The sequence below is a fragment of the Undibacterium sp. GW821-FHT07F11 genome (assembly GCF_059418665.1).
Genome location: NZ_JBWKQH010000009.1, coordinates 34,712 through 49,499, shown reverse-complemented (window position 1 = coordinate 49,499; position 14,788 = coordinate 34,712). Strand labels below are relative to the sequence as shown.

General features: G+C 50.6%; 15 protein-coding genes and 1 riboswitch. Of the genes, 14 read left to right on the top strand and 1 reads right to left on the bottom strand.

Annotated elements, in window-relative coordinates:
* Nucleotides 1-46 precede the first annotated feature (46 nt).
* The 6 genes from tkt to AC07OI_RS21555 all read left to right on the top strand — a co-directional run bounded on the left by tkt (nucleotide 47) and on the right by AC07OI_RS21555 (nucleotide 5,822).
* Entirely contained in the window at nucleotides 47-2,050 is a 2,004-nt protein-coding gene (gene tkt, locus AC07OI_RS21580) for a transketolase (protein WP_495258664.1), read from the top strand.
* Between the two features lie 34 nt (nucleotides 2,051-2,084).
* A complete protein-coding gene (locus AC07OI_RS21575; protein ID WP_492708715.1) occupies nucleotides 2,085-2,684 on the top strand; it encodes a GNAT family N-acetyltransferase in 600 nt (199 codons plus the stop codon).
* 73 nt (nucleotides 2,685-2,757) lie between these two features.
* On the top strand, nucleotides 2,758-3,771 hold the full coding sequence (gap, locus tag AC07OI_RS21570) for a type I glyceraldehyde-3-phosphate dehydrogenase (RefSeq protein ID WP_422639180.1): 1,014 nt from the start codon (nucleotides 2,758-2,760) through the stop codon (nucleotides 3,769-3,771).
* A gap of 126 nt (nucleotides 3,772-3,897) precedes the next feature.
* Nucleotides 3,898-4,578, top strand: a complete 681-nt coding sequence (lepB, locus tag AC07OI_RS21565) for a signal peptidase I (RefSeq protein ID WP_495258663.1) — start codon at nucleotides 3,898-3,900, stop codon at nucleotides 4,576-4,578.
* A gap of 181 nt (nucleotides 4,579-4,759) precedes the next feature.
* Nucleotides 4,760-5,191 carry a BON domain-containing protein gene (locus AC07OI_RS21560; protein ID WP_495258662.1) on the top strand — a complete coding sequence of 144 codons (432 nt, stop codon included), beginning with the start codon at nucleotides 4,760-4,762 and terminating at the stop codon, nucleotides 5,189-5,191.
* 169 nt (nucleotides 5,192-5,360) lie between these two features.
* Complete coding sequence (locus tag AC07OI_RS21555) at nucleotides 5,361-5,822, top strand: cache domain-containing protein (protein ID WP_492708721.1); 462 nt, start codon at nucleotides 5,361-5,363, stop codon at nucleotides 5,820-5,822.
* A gap of 78 nt (nucleotides 5,823-5,900) precedes the next feature.
* Here the strand turns inward: AC07OI_RS21555 and AC07OI_RS21550 are convergent, their stop codons facing one another.
* Nucleotides 5,901-6,680: an IclR family transcriptional regulator gene (locus AC07OI_RS21550; RefSeq protein ID WP_492708723.1), complete on the bottom strand. Its 780-nt coding sequence runs from the start codon at nucleotides 6,678-6,680 to the stop codon at nucleotides 5,901-5,903.
* 252 nt (nucleotides 6,681-6,932) lie between these two features.
* On the opposite strand from AC07OI_RS21550, the gene AC07OI_RS21545 reads away from it, so the two are divergent.
* From AC07OI_RS21545 to AC07OI_RS21510, 8 genes are all read left to right on the top strand, one after another.
* Nucleotides 6,933-7,331, top strand: coding sequence for a diacylglycerol kinase (locus AC07OI_RS21545; RefSeq protein WP_492708725.1), 399 nt, complete (start codon nucleotides 6,933-6,935; stop codon nucleotides 7,329-7,331).
* A gap of 317 nt (nucleotides 7,332-7,648) precedes the next feature.
* Nucleotides 7,649-8,683 carry a nicotinate-nucleotide--dimethylbenzimidazole phosphoribosyltransferase gene (gene cobT / locus AC07OI_RS21540; protein WP_495258661.1) on the top strand — a complete coding sequence of 345 codons (1,035 nt, stop codon included), beginning with the start codon at nucleotides 7,649-7,651 and terminating at the stop codon, nucleotides 8,681-8,683.
* Nucleotides 8,684-8,710: 27 nt separating this feature from the next.
* Entirely contained in the window at nucleotides 8,711-9,478 is a 768-nt protein-coding gene (locus AC07OI_RS21535; protein WP_495258660.1) for an adenosylcobinamide-GDP ribazoletransferase, read from the top strand.
* A gap of 1 nt (nucleotide 9,479) precedes the next feature.
* The gene (locus tag AC07OI_RS21530) at nucleotides 9,480-10,028 is read left to right on the top strand and encodes a histidine phosphatase family protein (protein ID WP_495258659.1); all 549 of its coding nucleotides are present in this window, start codon (nucleotides 9,480-9,482) and stop codon (nucleotides 10,026-10,028) included.
* 56 nt (nucleotides 10,029-10,084) lie between these two features.
* Nucleotides 10,085-10,429 carry a PilZ domain-containing protein gene (locus AC07OI_RS21525; RefSeq protein WP_186954230.1) on the top strand — a complete coding sequence of 115 codons (345 nt, stop codon included), beginning with the start codon at nucleotides 10,085-10,087 and terminating at the stop codon, nucleotides 10,427-10,429.
* 105 nt (nucleotides 10,430-10,534) lie between these two features.
* Nucleotides 10,535-10,772: riboswitch (cobalamin riboswitch) on the top strand.
* A 177-nt stretch (nucleotides 10,773-10,949) separates the two neighbouring features.
* The gene (locus tag AC07OI_RS21520; RefSeq protein WP_495258658.1) at nucleotides 10,950-12,806 is read left to right on the top strand and encodes a TonB-dependent receptor domain-containing protein; all 1,857 of its coding nucleotides are present in this window, start codon (nucleotides 10,950-10,952) and stop codon (nucleotides 12,804-12,806) included.
* Nucleotides 12,807-12,937: 131 nt separating this feature from the next.
* Entirely contained in the window at nucleotides 12,938-13,993 is a 1,056-nt protein-coding gene (locus AC07OI_RS21515) for a FecCD family ABC transporter permease (protein ID WP_495258809.1), read from the top strand.
* Nucleotides 13,993-14,766, top strand: coding sequence for an ABC transporter ATP-binding protein (locus AC07OI_RS21510; protein ID WP_492708736.1), 774 nt, complete (start codon nucleotides 13,993-13,995; stop codon nucleotides 14,764-14,766). Before AC07OI_RS21515 ends, AC07OI_RS21510 begins: the two co-directional genes overlap by 1 nt.
* The last annotated feature ends 22 nt before the right edge of the window (nucleotides 14,767-14,788 follow it).

Below are 14,788 nucleotides of genomic sequence, written 5' to 3'. Positions count from 1 at the left end.
CAGCTCGCAACACTGACCAGTTTTCTCAAGACTACCTTCTGACACCATGATTTCATCTCTTCAGCCAGCAACACTTTCCAAAATGGCCAATGCAATTCGTGCCTTGTCCATGGATGCCGTACAAAAAGCCAATTCTGGCCACCCAGGCGCGCCTATGGGCATGGCCGATATCGCTGTTGCTTTGTGGAAAGGCTTTTATCGCCACAATCCGGCTAATCCTAAATGGATCAACCGCGACCGCTTTGTGTTGTCGAATGGCCACGGCTCGATGTTGCATTATTCGTTGCTGCACCTGACAGGCTATGACCTACCTATCGAAGAGATCAAGAATTTCCGTCAACTGCATTCCAAAACTGCCGGCCACCCTGAAGTTCATATTACGCCAGGCGTGGAAACAACTACCGGCCCACTGGGCCAGGGTATTACCAATGCCGTCGGTATGGCACTGGCTGAAAAACTGCTGGCTGCCGAGTTCAATCAGGGCGACCTGAAAGTAGTAGATCATTACACCTACGCCTTCATGGGCGATGGCTGTCTGATGGAAGGCATTTCGCATGAAGCCTGTTCACTGGCTGGCACGCTGCAACTGAATAAACTGATCGCCTTCTGGGATGACAATGGCATCTCCATCGACGGTCATGTTGAAGGCTGGTTCACTGACAACACACCAAAACGCTTTGAAGCCTATGGCTGGAATGTGATCCCGGCAATTGATGGTCACAATGCTGAAGCCGTAGCCAATGCCATTGCTGCTGCCAAAACATCTGACAAACCTACCTTGATCTGCTGCAAAACAGTAATCGGCAAGGGTTCACCAAATATGGAAGGCACGCACAATGTGCACGGTGCCGCCCTGGGCGACAAGGAAATTGCCGCCGTACGCGCGCACATCGGTTGGGAATACCCGCCATTTGAAGTACCGGCTGACGTTTATGAAGCCTGGGATGCCAAGGCAGATGGCGCCAAAGCCGAAGCTGAATGGAATGTACAATTTGCAGCCTACACTGCCCAGTTCCCACAAAAAGCGGCTGAACTGACACGCCGCATGAATGGCGACTTGCCAGCCAACTTCGATGAAGTGGTGGCGAATGCAATTGGATCCTGTGTAGAGAAAAAAGAAAACATCGCTACCCGCAAGGCTAGCCAGAATGCGATCCAGGCATTTGCACCATCGCTGCCAGAATTCCTCGGTGGTTCTGCTGACTTGACAGGCTCCAACCTGACGAACTGGAAAGAATGCGTGGCAGTTCGTGGCAATCAGGCCGGTAACCACATCAATTATGGTGTGCGTGAATTCGGCATGAGCGCGATGATGAATGGTATCGCCCTGCATGGCGGTTATATTCCGTTTGGCGCAACCTTCCTGACTTTCTCTGATTACAGCCGCAATGCCATCCGCATGGCTGCGCTGATGAAGATCCGTACCCTGTTTGTATTCACTCATGACTCGATTGGCCTGGGTGAAGATGGTCCTACGCATCAATCTGTCGAGCACGTATCCAGCATGCGCCTGATCCCTAACCTGGATAACTGGCGTCCATGCGACACGGTGGAATCTGCCGCTGCCTGGGCACATGCAGTCAAACGCAATGACGGCCCATCGACCCTGATTTTCTCTCGTCAGAACCTGCCTTATCAAGAGCGCAGTGCCCAACAAATCGCTGACATCCAGCGTGGTGGCTATGTCTTGCAAGACGCGGCCGATGCCAAGGCTGTATTGATTGCCACCGGTTCGGAAATTGAACTGGCTGTCAAATCTGCGGCTGAGCTGGCACAGCAAGGCATTGCCGTGCGCGTGGTGTCCATGCCATCGACCGATGTGTTTGACCGCCAGGACTCTGCTTATAAGGCTGCTGTTTTGGGCAAGGGCTTGCCACGTATTGCCATCGAAGCCGGTGTCACAGACTTCTGGTATAAATATGTAGGTTTGGAAGGCGCGGTTGTTGGTATCGATACTTTCGGTGAGTCAGCACCGGCAGGCGTCCTGTTCAAGCATTTTGGCTTCACTGTTGACAATGTCGTTGCCAAAGTAAAAGCGACACTGGCTTAAATAAGATTAAGTAAGATTCAGCAGGAAGACGGAATTGACAGACATTACTGTGAGCAGCATCAAAGAGGTCAGCCTGCGTCGTGCTACTGTAGACGACGCAGAGGCGATTGCTGCTGTACGTGTGGAAAGCTGGCAAGCTACTTACCGGGGCATGATCCCGGATAATTATCTGGATGAAATGCGCGTGGAAGACAGCATGCTGCAATGGCGGCAAATCCTGCAAGCCATGTCGCAGGCAGAAGACCGCATCTGCGTGTATGTGGCTGAGAGCGAAGGCCATATCATCGGCTTCGCTTCCGGTATGATGCTGCCTGAACCCAAGCTGGGCATGCAGGCTGATCTGACTGCAGTATATCTGCGACCAGCCTGGCAGCGGTCCGGCATAGGCCGCCGCATGGTACAGAAAGTTGCGCGCACCTTGCAGGCGCAAGGCGCAGAGAGTTTGCTGGTGTGGGTCATCTCCGGCAATTCCATCGCCCGCAATTTTTATGAAGAGCTGGGTGGTGCGCTATTGATAGAACAGGCATTTAGCTGGGATGGTATGGATTTGATGGAAGTGGGTTACGGCTGGCGCGATTTGTCGGTGCTGATGGCATCTGTCAATGCCATGCGTACTCCTTCTTCACTGCACTGATTGTCTCTGTGGTGAGAGGTTTACAGTTTTTTTATTTGTATTTATTGTTGTTTAGTCCTTTGGAGATAAAACCATGACGATTCGCGTCGCAATCAACGGCTATGGCCGTATCGGCCGCAACATCCTTCGCGCTCATTACGAAGGTGGCAAGTTCAAGAACGAGATCCAGATCGTTGCGATCAATGACCTCGGCAATGCAGAATCCAATGCCCACCTGACCCGTTACGACACAGCCCACGGCAAGTTCCCAGGTACAGTCACGGTCGAAGGCGACACCATGATCGTCAATGGTGACAAGATCAAGGTATTTGCAGAACGCAATCCAGCCAATATCCCTTGGGGTGAATTGAATGTCGATGTCGTGCTGGAATGCACAGGCTTCTTCACGACAAAAGAAAAAGCTTCTGCCCATCTGGCTGGCGGCGCGAAAAAAGTCATTATCTCTGCCCCAGGTGGTAAAGATGTAGATGCAACCATCGTCTACGGTGTTAATCACAATGTATTGAAAGCCACTGACACAGTGATTTCCAATGCATCCTGCACGACCAACTGCCTGGCACCTCTGGCCAAGCCTTTGAATGATGCTATCGGTATCGTCAACGGTTTGATGACGACTATCCATGCCTACACTAATGACCAGGTATTGACAGACGTCATGCATGAAGACTTGCGTCGCGCCCGTTCTGCCACCATGAGCATGATCCCGACCAAAACTGGCGCTGCTGCTGCCGTTGGCCTGGTCTTGCCAGAACTGAATGGCAAACTGGATGGTTACGCCATGCGCGTACCAACCATCAATGTATCTGTCGTTGACCTGACTTTTGTTGCTGCCCGTGACACGACAGTGGCAGAAATCAACCAGGTCTTGAAAGATGCATCCGAAGGTGCCCTGAAAGGTATCCTGGATTACAACACGGCACCTCTGGTTTCTGTGGATTTCAACCACAATCCAGCTTCCAGTACCTATGATGAAACATTGACAAAAGTTTCTGGCCGTCTGGTTAAAGTATCGAGCTGGTATGACAACGAATGGGGCTTCTCCAACCGTATGCTGGACACCACCGTTGCACTGATGCATGCAAAATAATCTGCTGGCCAGATAGTTTTTGCATCACAGCTAAAAATACCCCGAACTTTCGGGGTATTTTTTTGTCTATGCAGGGCAAGGGTAATTTATTGATTTATATTTTTTGCTTGTCATTGGGAGATTGCTGTGAAGCTCAATAAACTGTTAGCCGACAATAAAGGTTTCATTGTACTCATGCTGGGCATGGTTTTTGTGCGCAGTGCCCTGGCTGATTACTATATCGTGCCTACCAGTTCCATGTATCCGACCCTGCTGGAAGGGGATCGTGTCATTTGTGACCGTCTGGCCTATGATGTCAAGTTACCATTCACCGATGTCATCCTCGCACATGTCTCTGATCCACAACGCGGAGATGTGGTGACCTTTACTTCGCCAGCAGATGGTGTGCGCCTGATCAAACGCCTGGTTGCCGTGCCGGGTGATGTGGTGGAAATGCGCGAAGAAAAGCTGTTCATTAACGGTGTTGCCGCCAGCTATGAGCCTATAGCGCCGCGTAGTGACGACCATCTGACACCAAAACGCGAATACAAAGGCCAGCAACTGGTTTACAAAGAACGCCTGGGCAGCCTGCAACATGACATGATCGTCATGCCAGAGCGCGAAGCACTGCGCTCTTTCGCTCCCGTCAAAGTCCCGGAAGGTGAATATATGATGCTGGGAGATAACCGCGACAATAGCCAGGACTCCCGCTACATCGGCCTGGTCAAACGTGAGTTGATCACCGGTCAGGTAAAACGCCTGATGTACTCACTGAATGGGGATCAATATTATTCGCCACGGTTTGATCGCTTTGGGGCAAAAATCTAGTACCTTGTCAATTGAGCCGGAAAGCCAGTGCTGTGTAAGGTACTGGCTTTTTTTATGTGGCAAGCACATCCAATAAAAATTAGTTAATATGCAAATGCCTGTTCAGACAGTTTTGCATAAGGTACACACTAATGGGGGGATTTGCATGTGGCTAAAAGAATCTAAACACTGCCTTGTACTTATGGCTGTACTTGCTCTGTGCGCCAATCCAGCGATGTCTGATGAGGCACGAAGCAACTACTTCAACGATCCTTTCCTCAAAATTACCCAATTCATCAGCGATTGTGCTGTGCCCGAAGGTCCTTTATTGACCGAGGTGCAAGCCAGGTCAGAAGCGCATTCCAGAATAGAACGCGGCACCAGTTGCTATCAATCAGGTCAATGCCGCCTGCCCAATTCCTATTTGTATGATCAGGAAATTATTCCTAGGGTAAAACGTGCAATAGAAGCGGATGGTCGTTTTGCTGAAACCAGTATCTGGATAGAGGGGCAGCGTCGCTTCGTCACCTTGAAAGGCTGCGTGCAAACAGCTGGTCAGGCAAAAGAACTGGAAAAACTGGTGCGTCGCCTGGACGATGTGGAAGGTGTTGTAAATTTGCTTAGCTATAAATAGCCGTATTGCACTATGCTGTAGTGGCACTGATTGCAAAGAAAGGCAAATTTATTGCGCCGCACAGTGACTATTACTGGACTGGATAGCGCAAGTCATGAATGATTGGTTCTGCAAAGCAATAATTACCACGCGCCGATATAAACGGCTCTATAAAACAAGGAGATGAGTCATGAAATTGATAAGCAAACTGTTTCTGCTGGCAGTAATGGGTTTCTTTATGGCCGGGTCTGTGATGGCCAGTGATGAGCGCGGCACCACTGCGCAAGCGCAAGCCATGGTAAAAAAAGGAATTGCCCATATCAAGAAAAATGGTAAGGAAAAAGCTTTTGCAGACTTCAATGATGCATCCAACAAAGATTTTCACGACCGTGACCTGTACTTGTTTGTATATGACATGAATGGCGTCAACTTGTCACATGGTGCCAATCCCAAGATGATAGGCAAGAATTTGATAGATTTGAAGGTAGAGGGTAAGCCTATTATCAAGGACATGGTCACAGCGCTGAAAACCAAGAATGACGGCTGGATAGATTATCAATGGCCAAATCCTGTGACCAAAGCTTTGGAAACCAAATCCAGCTATTTTGAAAAGATCGATGACTATTTTGTCGGCAGCGGTGCTTACAAATAAGACCCGAAGCAGTTGAATTGCAGATAAAAAACCAGTGCTGTGAAAAGCACTGGTTTTTTATTTGGATAATGCTTCTATTCAGAATGTGCCGGTATAACCCAGGGTGAGTGAAATTTGTCTGGCTGTGTCGGTCAGGTTGCTCAGCCATTCTTCTTGCAGGCGGTCTGCTGGTGCTGAGATAGACAAGCCTGCAATCATTTTGCCGCTGTCGTCATGTATGCCTGCTGCCATGCAGCGCACGCCCAGCTCCAGTTCTTCATTGTCCCTGGCATAACCGTTTTCACGCACAGCCGACAATTCTTTTTCCAGTTTGGCGAGGTCCGTAATCGAATTTTTATTGTGACCAGCCAGGCCGGTGCGTGTTGCATAAGCGCGTATGGCTTTGGGCTCATCCAGCGACAAAAACAATTTACCGGTTGAAGTCAGGTGCAATGGGGCACGACCACCTATCGCACGGACCACCTGCATGCCTGAGCGCTCAGAGAAGGCACGGTCTATGTAGACGATTTCATCGCCCTGGCGTACCGACAGATTGATGGTCTGGTTGGTCTGGCGATGTAAGGCACGCATGAATTCCAGCGCCGCTTCGCGTACATTCAAACGGCTTTTTACTATATTCCCCAACTCCAGCAAACGCATGCCGAGGCGATAAGATCCTGTGTCTGCACGGTCAACAAAGCGGGTAAGCACCATATCGTTGAGAATGCGGTGAGCCGTGGAGGGATGTAAACCAGTGACAATGGCCAGTTCCTTCAGGCTGACCGGGTCCTGGTAACGTGACAGGGCATCCAGCAAGGACACCATGCGTTCTATTACCTGGATGGAAGTTTTATCAGAGGCGGGCGTATCGTTTTTCATATTATGGTTGGTGCGCTGCAATATATAAGTTATACCATAATGTGAAATGAACGTCACGGCTTCGTCGTCAAAATACAAAATATGCCCCAAGATGGTGTGTCGGCGCGCTGTCAGCATGCAAGAAATTGATTTGCAATAAGTAAATCTGCTTGTTCCTGACTTGGAGTCCTGTAAAATTCGCCACCTGAGTGAAAGCTAGCTGGCTGGCCTTCATCTGTAATACTGTTTAAGTGTGTGGTTTAAGGAAGAAAAATGTCTGAAAAAGAACAAGAAGTCAGTGAATTTAAAAGCAAAAGTGGCTTGCGCCGCATATTTTCGGCCTTCCTTTATTCCATAGATGGCCTGTGTTCAGCCTGGAAAAACGAACACGCCTTTCGTCAGGAACTGGTACTGGTCGTTACCGGTTCCATCATCGCCCTGTTTTTACCAGTTTCAGCCTTTGAAAAACTGATGATGATTGCTGTACTGATACTGATCTTGATCGTAGAGTTGATTAACTCAGCAATTGAAGCCGTGGTTGATCGCGTTTCGCTTGAGCGCCACACCTTGTCCAAAAACGCCAAGGACTTTGGCAGTGCCGCTGTCTTGCTGACGGTGCTGATCGCCCTGGCTACCTGGGTAGTGATTTTGCTTGATCGTTTTTATTATTGATTATGACGAAACTGTCCATGCTATTACTGCTATTGATTGCGATCAGGGTAGTGCTGGATTTGTTTTATTTTTTGAATAAAAAACCTGTTGCATATTTGCATCTCGCGTACTTTTTCCTATATTTGATTGCCGCCGCATTCATGTTGTTGATTGATGGGTTGCACATGTGGGTGATTTTGTCGTTGGCAATTTCTGCTTTTAGCTTGATGCGGTTTTTATGGATGCGAAATAAGAAAATCGATGGAATAGCTAGCCATTAATAAATGATCGTTGAGCCCGTTTATTGCAAAAATGCGTCATTACTTCGAATGCTGTATATGAATAAAAAAATATCTGCGACAAGCCATCCTGCACTGGAAGCACAACTCGCCGCTGCCATCAACAACAAGACCAAGCCTTTGGGCAGTCTTGGCCGTCTTGAGCATCTGGCGACGCAAATAGGTTTGGTACAGCAAAGCACAAAGCCGGAATTGCGTGAGCCTGCCATCGTCGTCTTTGCTGGTGATCATGGCGTCGTGGCTGAGGGTATCTCTGCTTTTCCTCAGGACGTGACTTGGCAGATGGTAGAAAATTTCTTGGCCAATGGTGCGGCGATCAATGTCTTTGCAAGGCAGAATGGCATCGCTCTGCATGTGGTGGATGCCGGGGTCAATCATGAATTTGGCCCGCGTGAAAAACTGCTGAGCATGAAAGTCGCCAATGGCACGCGCAATTTTGCCAAAGAGCCGGCAATGACTGCTGCTCAATGCCAGGTCGCGATGAAAAATGGTGCTGAACTGGTGGTCGGCCTGTCTGGCAATGTGCTGGGATTTGGCGAGATGGGTATAGGCAACACCACTGCGGCGGCTGCCCTCATGCACAAGCTGACGGGGGTTCCTGTCGCGGAGTGCGTAGGTGCAGGCACAGGTTTGTCTGCCGAAGGCATACGCCATAAACAGGCTGTCATTGAAGCAGCCGTGACCTTGCATGCAAATGTAGACGAGCCTGCAGATGTGCTGGCTACCTTTGGTGGTTTTGAAATTGCCACCATGGTCGGCGCCATGCTTGCAGCGGCAGAGCGCCGCATGGTCTTGCTGATAGATGGTTTCATCGTCAGCAGTGCCTTGCTCGTCGCTGCCAGGATGCAGCCAGTCATACTCGATTACTGTGTGTTTTCACATCAGTCGGATGAAAGCGGCCATGCCCGCATGTTGCAGGCCCTGCAGGTCAAACCTGTGCTGCAACTGGACTTGCGCCTGGGCGAGGGTACGGGGGCAGCGCTGGTGTATCCTATGGTGCAGGCTGCGGTCAACTTCCTGAACCAGATGGCGACTTTTGCGTCAGCACAGGTTAGCGAAAAAAGTAGCGACTAAAAAATCACCAACACTGCGGGAGCTGGCTTGCATCAACTACGCTTATTCTTCATTGCCCTGCAGTTTTTTACCCGTATTCCTGTACCCGACTGGGTAGGGTTTGAGCCTGACTGGTTGCGGCAGTCTTCACGCTATTTCCCGGCAACAGGCTGGATTGTGGGGGCAGTGTGTGCAAGTGTCTATGCAGCCGCTGCACAATTGTGGCCACATGCGGTGGCGGTGGTGCTATCTACTATTGCAGGCATCTTGTTGACAGGCGCTTTTCATGAAGACGGTTTTGCCGACGTCTGTGATGGTTTTGGCGGTGGCATGACGTCAGAGCGCGTGCTGGAAATCATGAAGGATTCACGCGTTGGTGCCTATGGTGCCATCGGTATTTTACTGATGCTCGTCCTGAAGCTGGCTTTACTCATCAGCTTGCCTGTTTCGATAGCTGTACCTGCCTTGCTGCTCGCACATCCCTTGTCGAGGCTGGCTTCATGCAGCCTGATCTGGCTTATGTCGTATGCGCGACATGAAGGCAAAGCCAAGCCTCTGGCGCAGGAAATGCATTCCGGTGAATTTCTCGTCGCCTGCCTGACTGTGCTTTTGCCGGGTGCAGCACTAATGTACTTCTTTCCCTTCCCATTGCATTCGCTGTTATTGTCGCTGTGCCTGATGTTATTGCTGACCTGGCGCATGGCGCGGCTGTTCCAGCGCAGGATAGGCGGCTTCACCGGTGATTGTCTGGGGGCAACCCAGCAAGTGGCAGAAGTGGCTATCTACCTTGGTTTGCTGGCTTTTCAGGTGAACTGATATGCGCCTGCATTTACTCCGGCACACCAAACCGCGGATAGCAGAAGGTCTGTGCTATGGGCAAACAGATGTCGATGTCAACGAAGCGGACTGTGCTGCACTGGTGCGAGAGGCATGCAGTCAGTTGCGGCCAGGTTTGCCGGTATTTTCCAGTCCTTTGCAGCGTTGCACACGTCTGGCCAAACTATTACACGCCCAGCCCCAGTTTGATGATCGCTTGAAAGAACTCAATTTCGGTGCATGGGAAATGCAAGCCTGGGATACCATTCCAAGACATGAAATCGATGCCTGGGCAGCAGACCCTGCCGGCTATCAGCCCGGTGGTAAAGAGTCTGCCATAGGCCTGGCGCAACGCGTCATAAGCTGGTTGGATGATAAGCGCGCATCTGGCTTGCCGGAAGCCATCGTCGTTACCCATGCGGGCGTCATGCGCATGTTGCTGGCCTGGCAGGACACTATGGTGGCTGAAGAGTTGGCAAACGTGGTATGTGCACAAAACCTCAGCCTTGCCTTTGGTGAATATAAGGAAGTGCTGGTATTTCACACTTAATACAGATAGTATTTACGCAAGACTGACAAGAAAACCATGTTTCCCATGGTCATCGAATGATAGAACTCAGGAGATCCCCGCGTATTACCGTGACCTGGCGTGCAGGTGTCAAATTGCCTGACGGTAAATTGGTTCTTGCCAAACTGGTCAACATCTCGGCCGAGGGTGTACTCATACACACAACCGAAAACCTGATTCCGCAACGTAGTTATCCCATGCTGATAGAAATTCCTGGCATCTTTCAGGAATCCCAGATTTATAAGGTCAGTTGCAAAGGTACTGTCAGGCATGCCATCCTCAGTGGAGAGGTCTATCATGTAGGCATACAACTCTCAGAAATGTCGCAATTGCACACTGAACTGGTGACTGCCTGGATTTCCAAGACTGCCCATCTGAGCTGAATCGGGGCCCTTATTGACATAAATCTGCTTTGTTTTCAATAAGTTAATAAATTGAGCTGCGTCAGCTTTTAAACCTTCCAAACTTGCGGCTACCCCCATCTGTCTATAGAATGGCGGGGTTTTGGTGCTCGCGGGTATATTCATATCCGCGGTTAAACGGGAAACACTAAGCTATTGCAAAAGTGTGCTGCCCCCGCAACGGTGTACAAGTTGCTGCGAATTTAGAAGACTTATGTCGTTCACACGCAGCCAGCCATTTTCCAATACCACTGTGCTATGTGCATGGGAAGGTCAGATGGTGATACTTGTCAGCCCGGATACCGGCCAGAATAAGTGAAGCAATACGGACGGGGAAGTTTCGTGAAACAGAAACGCATTCATTGCCTGGTATGGTGGGGTGCGAAATCCTGACAGTGCAGGCTGCCTGTATGGCCCTGTAGCTGACGACAGTGTCCTTATTGCTTTGTTCAAAGTAGCCTGCGGGGACGTCGGCCACTTGCTCCATTTTTTCTGAATTATCATGACATCTGTATTCAAACCACTCGCCCTCAGCCTGGCTATTGCCGCTGCATTCCCATCCACTATTGCTTTTGCACAAACCGCTGCTGTAGGTACTGCTTCCAGCGTGATCATTACTGCGGGCCGTCAGACACAAGCTGCCAAAGACGTACTGGCTGACAACGTCGTCATCACGGCAGAAGACATCGCCAAATCTGGTGCTGCTTCTATCGTTGATCTGCTGCAGCAACAGCGCGGCATAGAAATCGCCCGCAACGGTGGTCCTGGCACGACAGCTTCCGTCTTCATGCGTGGTGGTAATAATGCGCAAAACGTAGTGTTGATTGATGGCGTACGCATAGGCTCGTCCACTACCGGTGGCGCTACCTGGTCTTCCATCCCATTGTCACAGATAGACCGTATTGAAGTCGTGTATGGCCCGCTGTCCAGTCTGTATGGCGCAGATGCCATGGGTGGTGTAATACAGATATTCACTAAAAAGGGTACTGGTGTTCTCTCTCCTGCCGTGTCGGCTGGTTTGGGTAGCTACGGCACTCGTAAGTTGCAGGCAGGTATTACTGGCTCTGTTGCCAGTAACCTTAGCCTTAGTCTGAATGCTGCGCACGAAGAGAGTGATGGCTTTTCTGCCAGCAAACCGGGCGCAGGTACGTTCACTTATAACCCGGATAAAGACGGTTACAAGATGGATAGCTTCAATGGTCGCCTGGTGTGGGAAATCAGCAAAGGCTATGAACTGGGGGCCAGTGTTTTACATAGCCGCAATAATGCACAGTTTGATGCCGGCACGGCACAAGATGACCGTAATATCTCGACCTTGGAAACCATCGCCGTTTTTGGCCGTGGCAAGTTCACTGATTACTGGTCTGCTTCCCTGCAATATGCAAAAACTGCTGACAAGGGATATACCGATGCATCCTACGGCAAGAGCCAGATTGATACCCGCCAGGACAGCCTGAGCTTCCAGAATGATATCCGTATCGGTAAAGACGTATTGCAACTGATCGCTGAAACACGTGACGAAAACGTTGAAACCACCACTTTGGCTGTCAACGGCAAGCGCACGACGAATTCTTTCGCAGCATCTTATGTATTCAAGCAAGATGCCCATCTGGCCAGCGCCAGCATTCGCAATGACCGCAGTTCACAATATGGCTCCAATACCACAGGCAGCGTAGCATATGGTTACCGCTTCACTGACGCCCTGCGTGTCAATGCCAGCTACGGCACCAGCTTCCGTGCGCCGACTTTCAATGAGTTGTATTACCCAGGTTATGGCGTCGCGAGCAACAAGCCAGAAAAAGCAAAGAATGCAGAAATCGGCGTGTATTTTGAGCAGGGCGATACACAGTTGAGCGCGGTGTATTACCAAAACAAGGCAACGGATTTGCTGGTCAGTACCAATGTCTGCCCTATAGAAAAAGCGACTCATCAATTCGGCTGTGCCTATAACGTCAATAAGGCAACTTTGTCTGGTTTGACAGTGGGCGGTACAACTCGTTTTGCTGACCTGACACTGCGTGCTTCCATCGATATTCAGGATCCTAAAGATGATACGACAGGTAAACGCCTGGCTCGCCGCGCTAAACAGCATGGCACTTTGGCGGCAGAATATGCCTTTTCGAATGCAAGAATTGGCGTAGAAACTATCTACTCTGGTGACCGCTTTGATGATGCCAACAATACGAGAGTATTGGGTTCTTATAATTTGCTGAATTTGTATGCGACATACGAAGTAGCAAAAAATACGACTGTGCTGGCACGTTGGAATAATGCCTTGAACAAGGACTATGAACTGGCAAGAAATTATTCTACCGCCGGTTCCAATGTATTTGTTGGCGTGAACTACGGCTTTAAGTAAGCTTGACAGCGATATGATGAGCATTGCTGGATAACTCATCACATCGCAAGCTGATTGCATGATGTGCAGGCCATGGCATTTTCCATGGCGCTGCGCATCAAAACCTGTTTTACCTTTGGACCAGACCGATGATGGCGTCTTTTTTTTCTGCACGACAGCGCAAGCAATCCCCCAGGATGGCGGTCGCTCAACGTGCTGGCCTGGTTCTCCCGATTTTATTGGCTGCTGCTTTAGGCAGTGTATTGATTGCCTGCGTCTGCGGCTCAGTATCCCTGAGTTTTGCCGAGCTTTGGCAGGCCTTGCTGGAATTATTACGCGGCCCGCCAACCACCTTGCCCGGCAGCTTGCTGGATTTGCGCCTGGGCCGTGCGCTGACCGGGTTTGTTACAGGTGCCACGCTGGCGCTTGCTGGCGTCATGATGCAGGCGCTATTGCGCAACCCGCTGGCTGACCCTTATGTGTTGGGCATATCTGGTGGCGCATCTGTTGGTGCGCTGGCGACCATCTTGTTTTTCGGTGCATTCTGGCTGGTAGATGTGGCTGCTTTTGCCGGTGCGATTACCGTTGCGCTCTTGTTATTTGGCCTGGCTTACCGCGACCTGCGCGGTGCGGGTAGTACCGATGGCAGCGCGCCTATCCTGTTACTGACCGGCGTCATCGTTGCTACTGGTTGTGGTGCCATCATCACTCTTATGCTGTCGGTTGCGCCAGATAGCCGTTTGCGCGGCATGGTGTTCTGGATGATAGGTGATTTGTCGAATACCCAGTCACGCTATCTGCCCTGGTTGATACTCGGTGCCATCTTGCTGTTCGTCATGCGCAATGCGCGTTCGATTAATGTCGCAGCCATGTATGCCGATAATGCCAGTACTCTGGGTGTCAATATTGGCCGTCTGCGGCAACTACTGTTTTTATGTTCTGCCTTGCTGACCGCCAGCGCAGTCAGTAATGCAGGCAGTATAGGTTTTGTCGGTCTCATCATGCCGCATATCTGCCGCTTTGCCTGGGGGCCGGATCACCGCTTGCTGGCACCTGCTGCGACCCTGGCTGGCGGCTGTTTCCTGGTGTTGGCAGATACAGTGGCCCGTACCGTGGTCGCACCACAGCAGTTGCCGGTTGGCGTCATTACTGCACTGGTAGGTGTGCCGATGTTCCTGCTGCAATTGCATCAGTTGCGGAGGCGTTGATGGATATCCGCAACCTGAATTTATCGGTAGGCAAGCGCGTGCTGGTGCGTGAACTCAACTGGCAAATACAGCCAGGTGAATGCTGGTGCATCATAGGCCGCAATGGTGCTGGCAAAAGTACCTTGCTACGCACGCTTGCCGGTTTGCGCCCGATAGAAAGTGGACAGATTTACCTGCGTGACAAACCACTGCAAGACTGGTCATTGACAACCCTGGCCCGTCAGCGTTCTTTCTTGCCGCAGGGCAGGGTAGATGCCTTTGGCTATTCTGCACTGGATACTGTGCTCAGTGCCCGTCATCCTTACCAGGATGCACATTACTGGGAAAACAATGACGACATGGATCTTGCCATGGTTTCCCTGCGTGAAATGGATGTCGCTGACCTGGCAGAGCGTGATGTGCGCAGTCTGTCTGGTGGCGAAAGACAGCGCGTCGCGATTGCTGCTTTGCTGGCCCAGGATGCGAAGTGGATGCTGCTGGATGAACCAGCGAGTGCACTTGATCTTGGACACCAGGTCAGCGTCATGCAATTGTTTGCCAGCTTGTGCAGTAAAGCAGATGCACAACAAAACAAGGCTGTCGTCATGGTCAGCCATGACCTCAACATGGCTTACCGGATTGCCACTCATGCCCTGTTGTTGATGGGTGATGGTGGCTGGCAAGCCGGGCCTGCTGACGACATATTCAGTGCTTCCCAACTCAGTATCTGTCTGGGACACCCGATAGAACGCTTCACACATGGCGGGCAAACCATATTCCTGCCGAAAAACTGAAAAATAAAGACAGACAATCATC

Coding starts and splice junctions, on each gene's coding strand:
- AC07OI_RS21550 (WP_492708723.1), bottom strand. CDS start 6,680: ATGAAAAACGATACGCCCGCCTCTGATAAAACTTCCATCCAGGTAATA.
- AC07OI_RS21530 (WP_495258659.1), top strand. CDS start 9,480: ATGCGCCTGCATTTACTCCGGCACACCAAACCGCGGATAGCAGAAGGT.
- AC07OI_RS21515 (WP_495258809.1), top strand. CDS start 12,938: ATGGCGTCTTTTTTTTCTGCACGACAGCGCAAGCAATCCCCCAGGATG.
- cobT (WP_495258661.1), top strand. CDS start 7,649: ATGAATAAAAAAATATCTGCGACAAGCCATCCTGCACTGGAAGCACAA.
- AC07OI_RS21545 (WP_492708725.1), top strand. CDS start 6,933: ATGTCTGAAAAAGAACAAGAAGTCAGTGAATTTAAAAGCAAAAGTGGC.
- AC07OI_RS21510 (WP_492708736.1), top strand. CDS start 13,993: ATGGATATCCGCAACCTGAATTTATCGGTAGGCAAGCGCGTGCTGGTG.
- tkt (WP_495258664.1), top strand. CDS start 47: ATGATTTCATCTCTTCAGCCAGCAACACTTTCCAAAATGGCCAATGCA.
- AC07OI_RS21555 (WP_492708721.1), top strand. CDS start 5,361: ATGAAATTGATAAGCAAACTGTTTCTGCTGGCAGTAATGGGTTTCTTT.
- AC07OI_RS21560 (WP_495258662.1), top strand. CDS start 4,760: ATGGCTGTACTTGCTCTGTGCGCCAATCCAGCGATGTCTGATGAGGCA.
- gap (WP_422639180.1), top strand. CDS start 2,758: ATGACGATTCGCGTCGCAATCAACGGCTATGGCCGTATCGGCCGCAAC.
- AC07OI_RS21520 (WP_495258658.1), top strand. CDS start 10,950: ATGACATCTGTATTCAAACCACTCGCCCTCAGCCTGGCTATTGCCGCT.
- AC07OI_RS21525 (WP_186954230.1), top strand. CDS start 10,085: ATGATAGAACTCAGGAGATCCCCGCGTATTACCGTGACCTGGCGTGCA.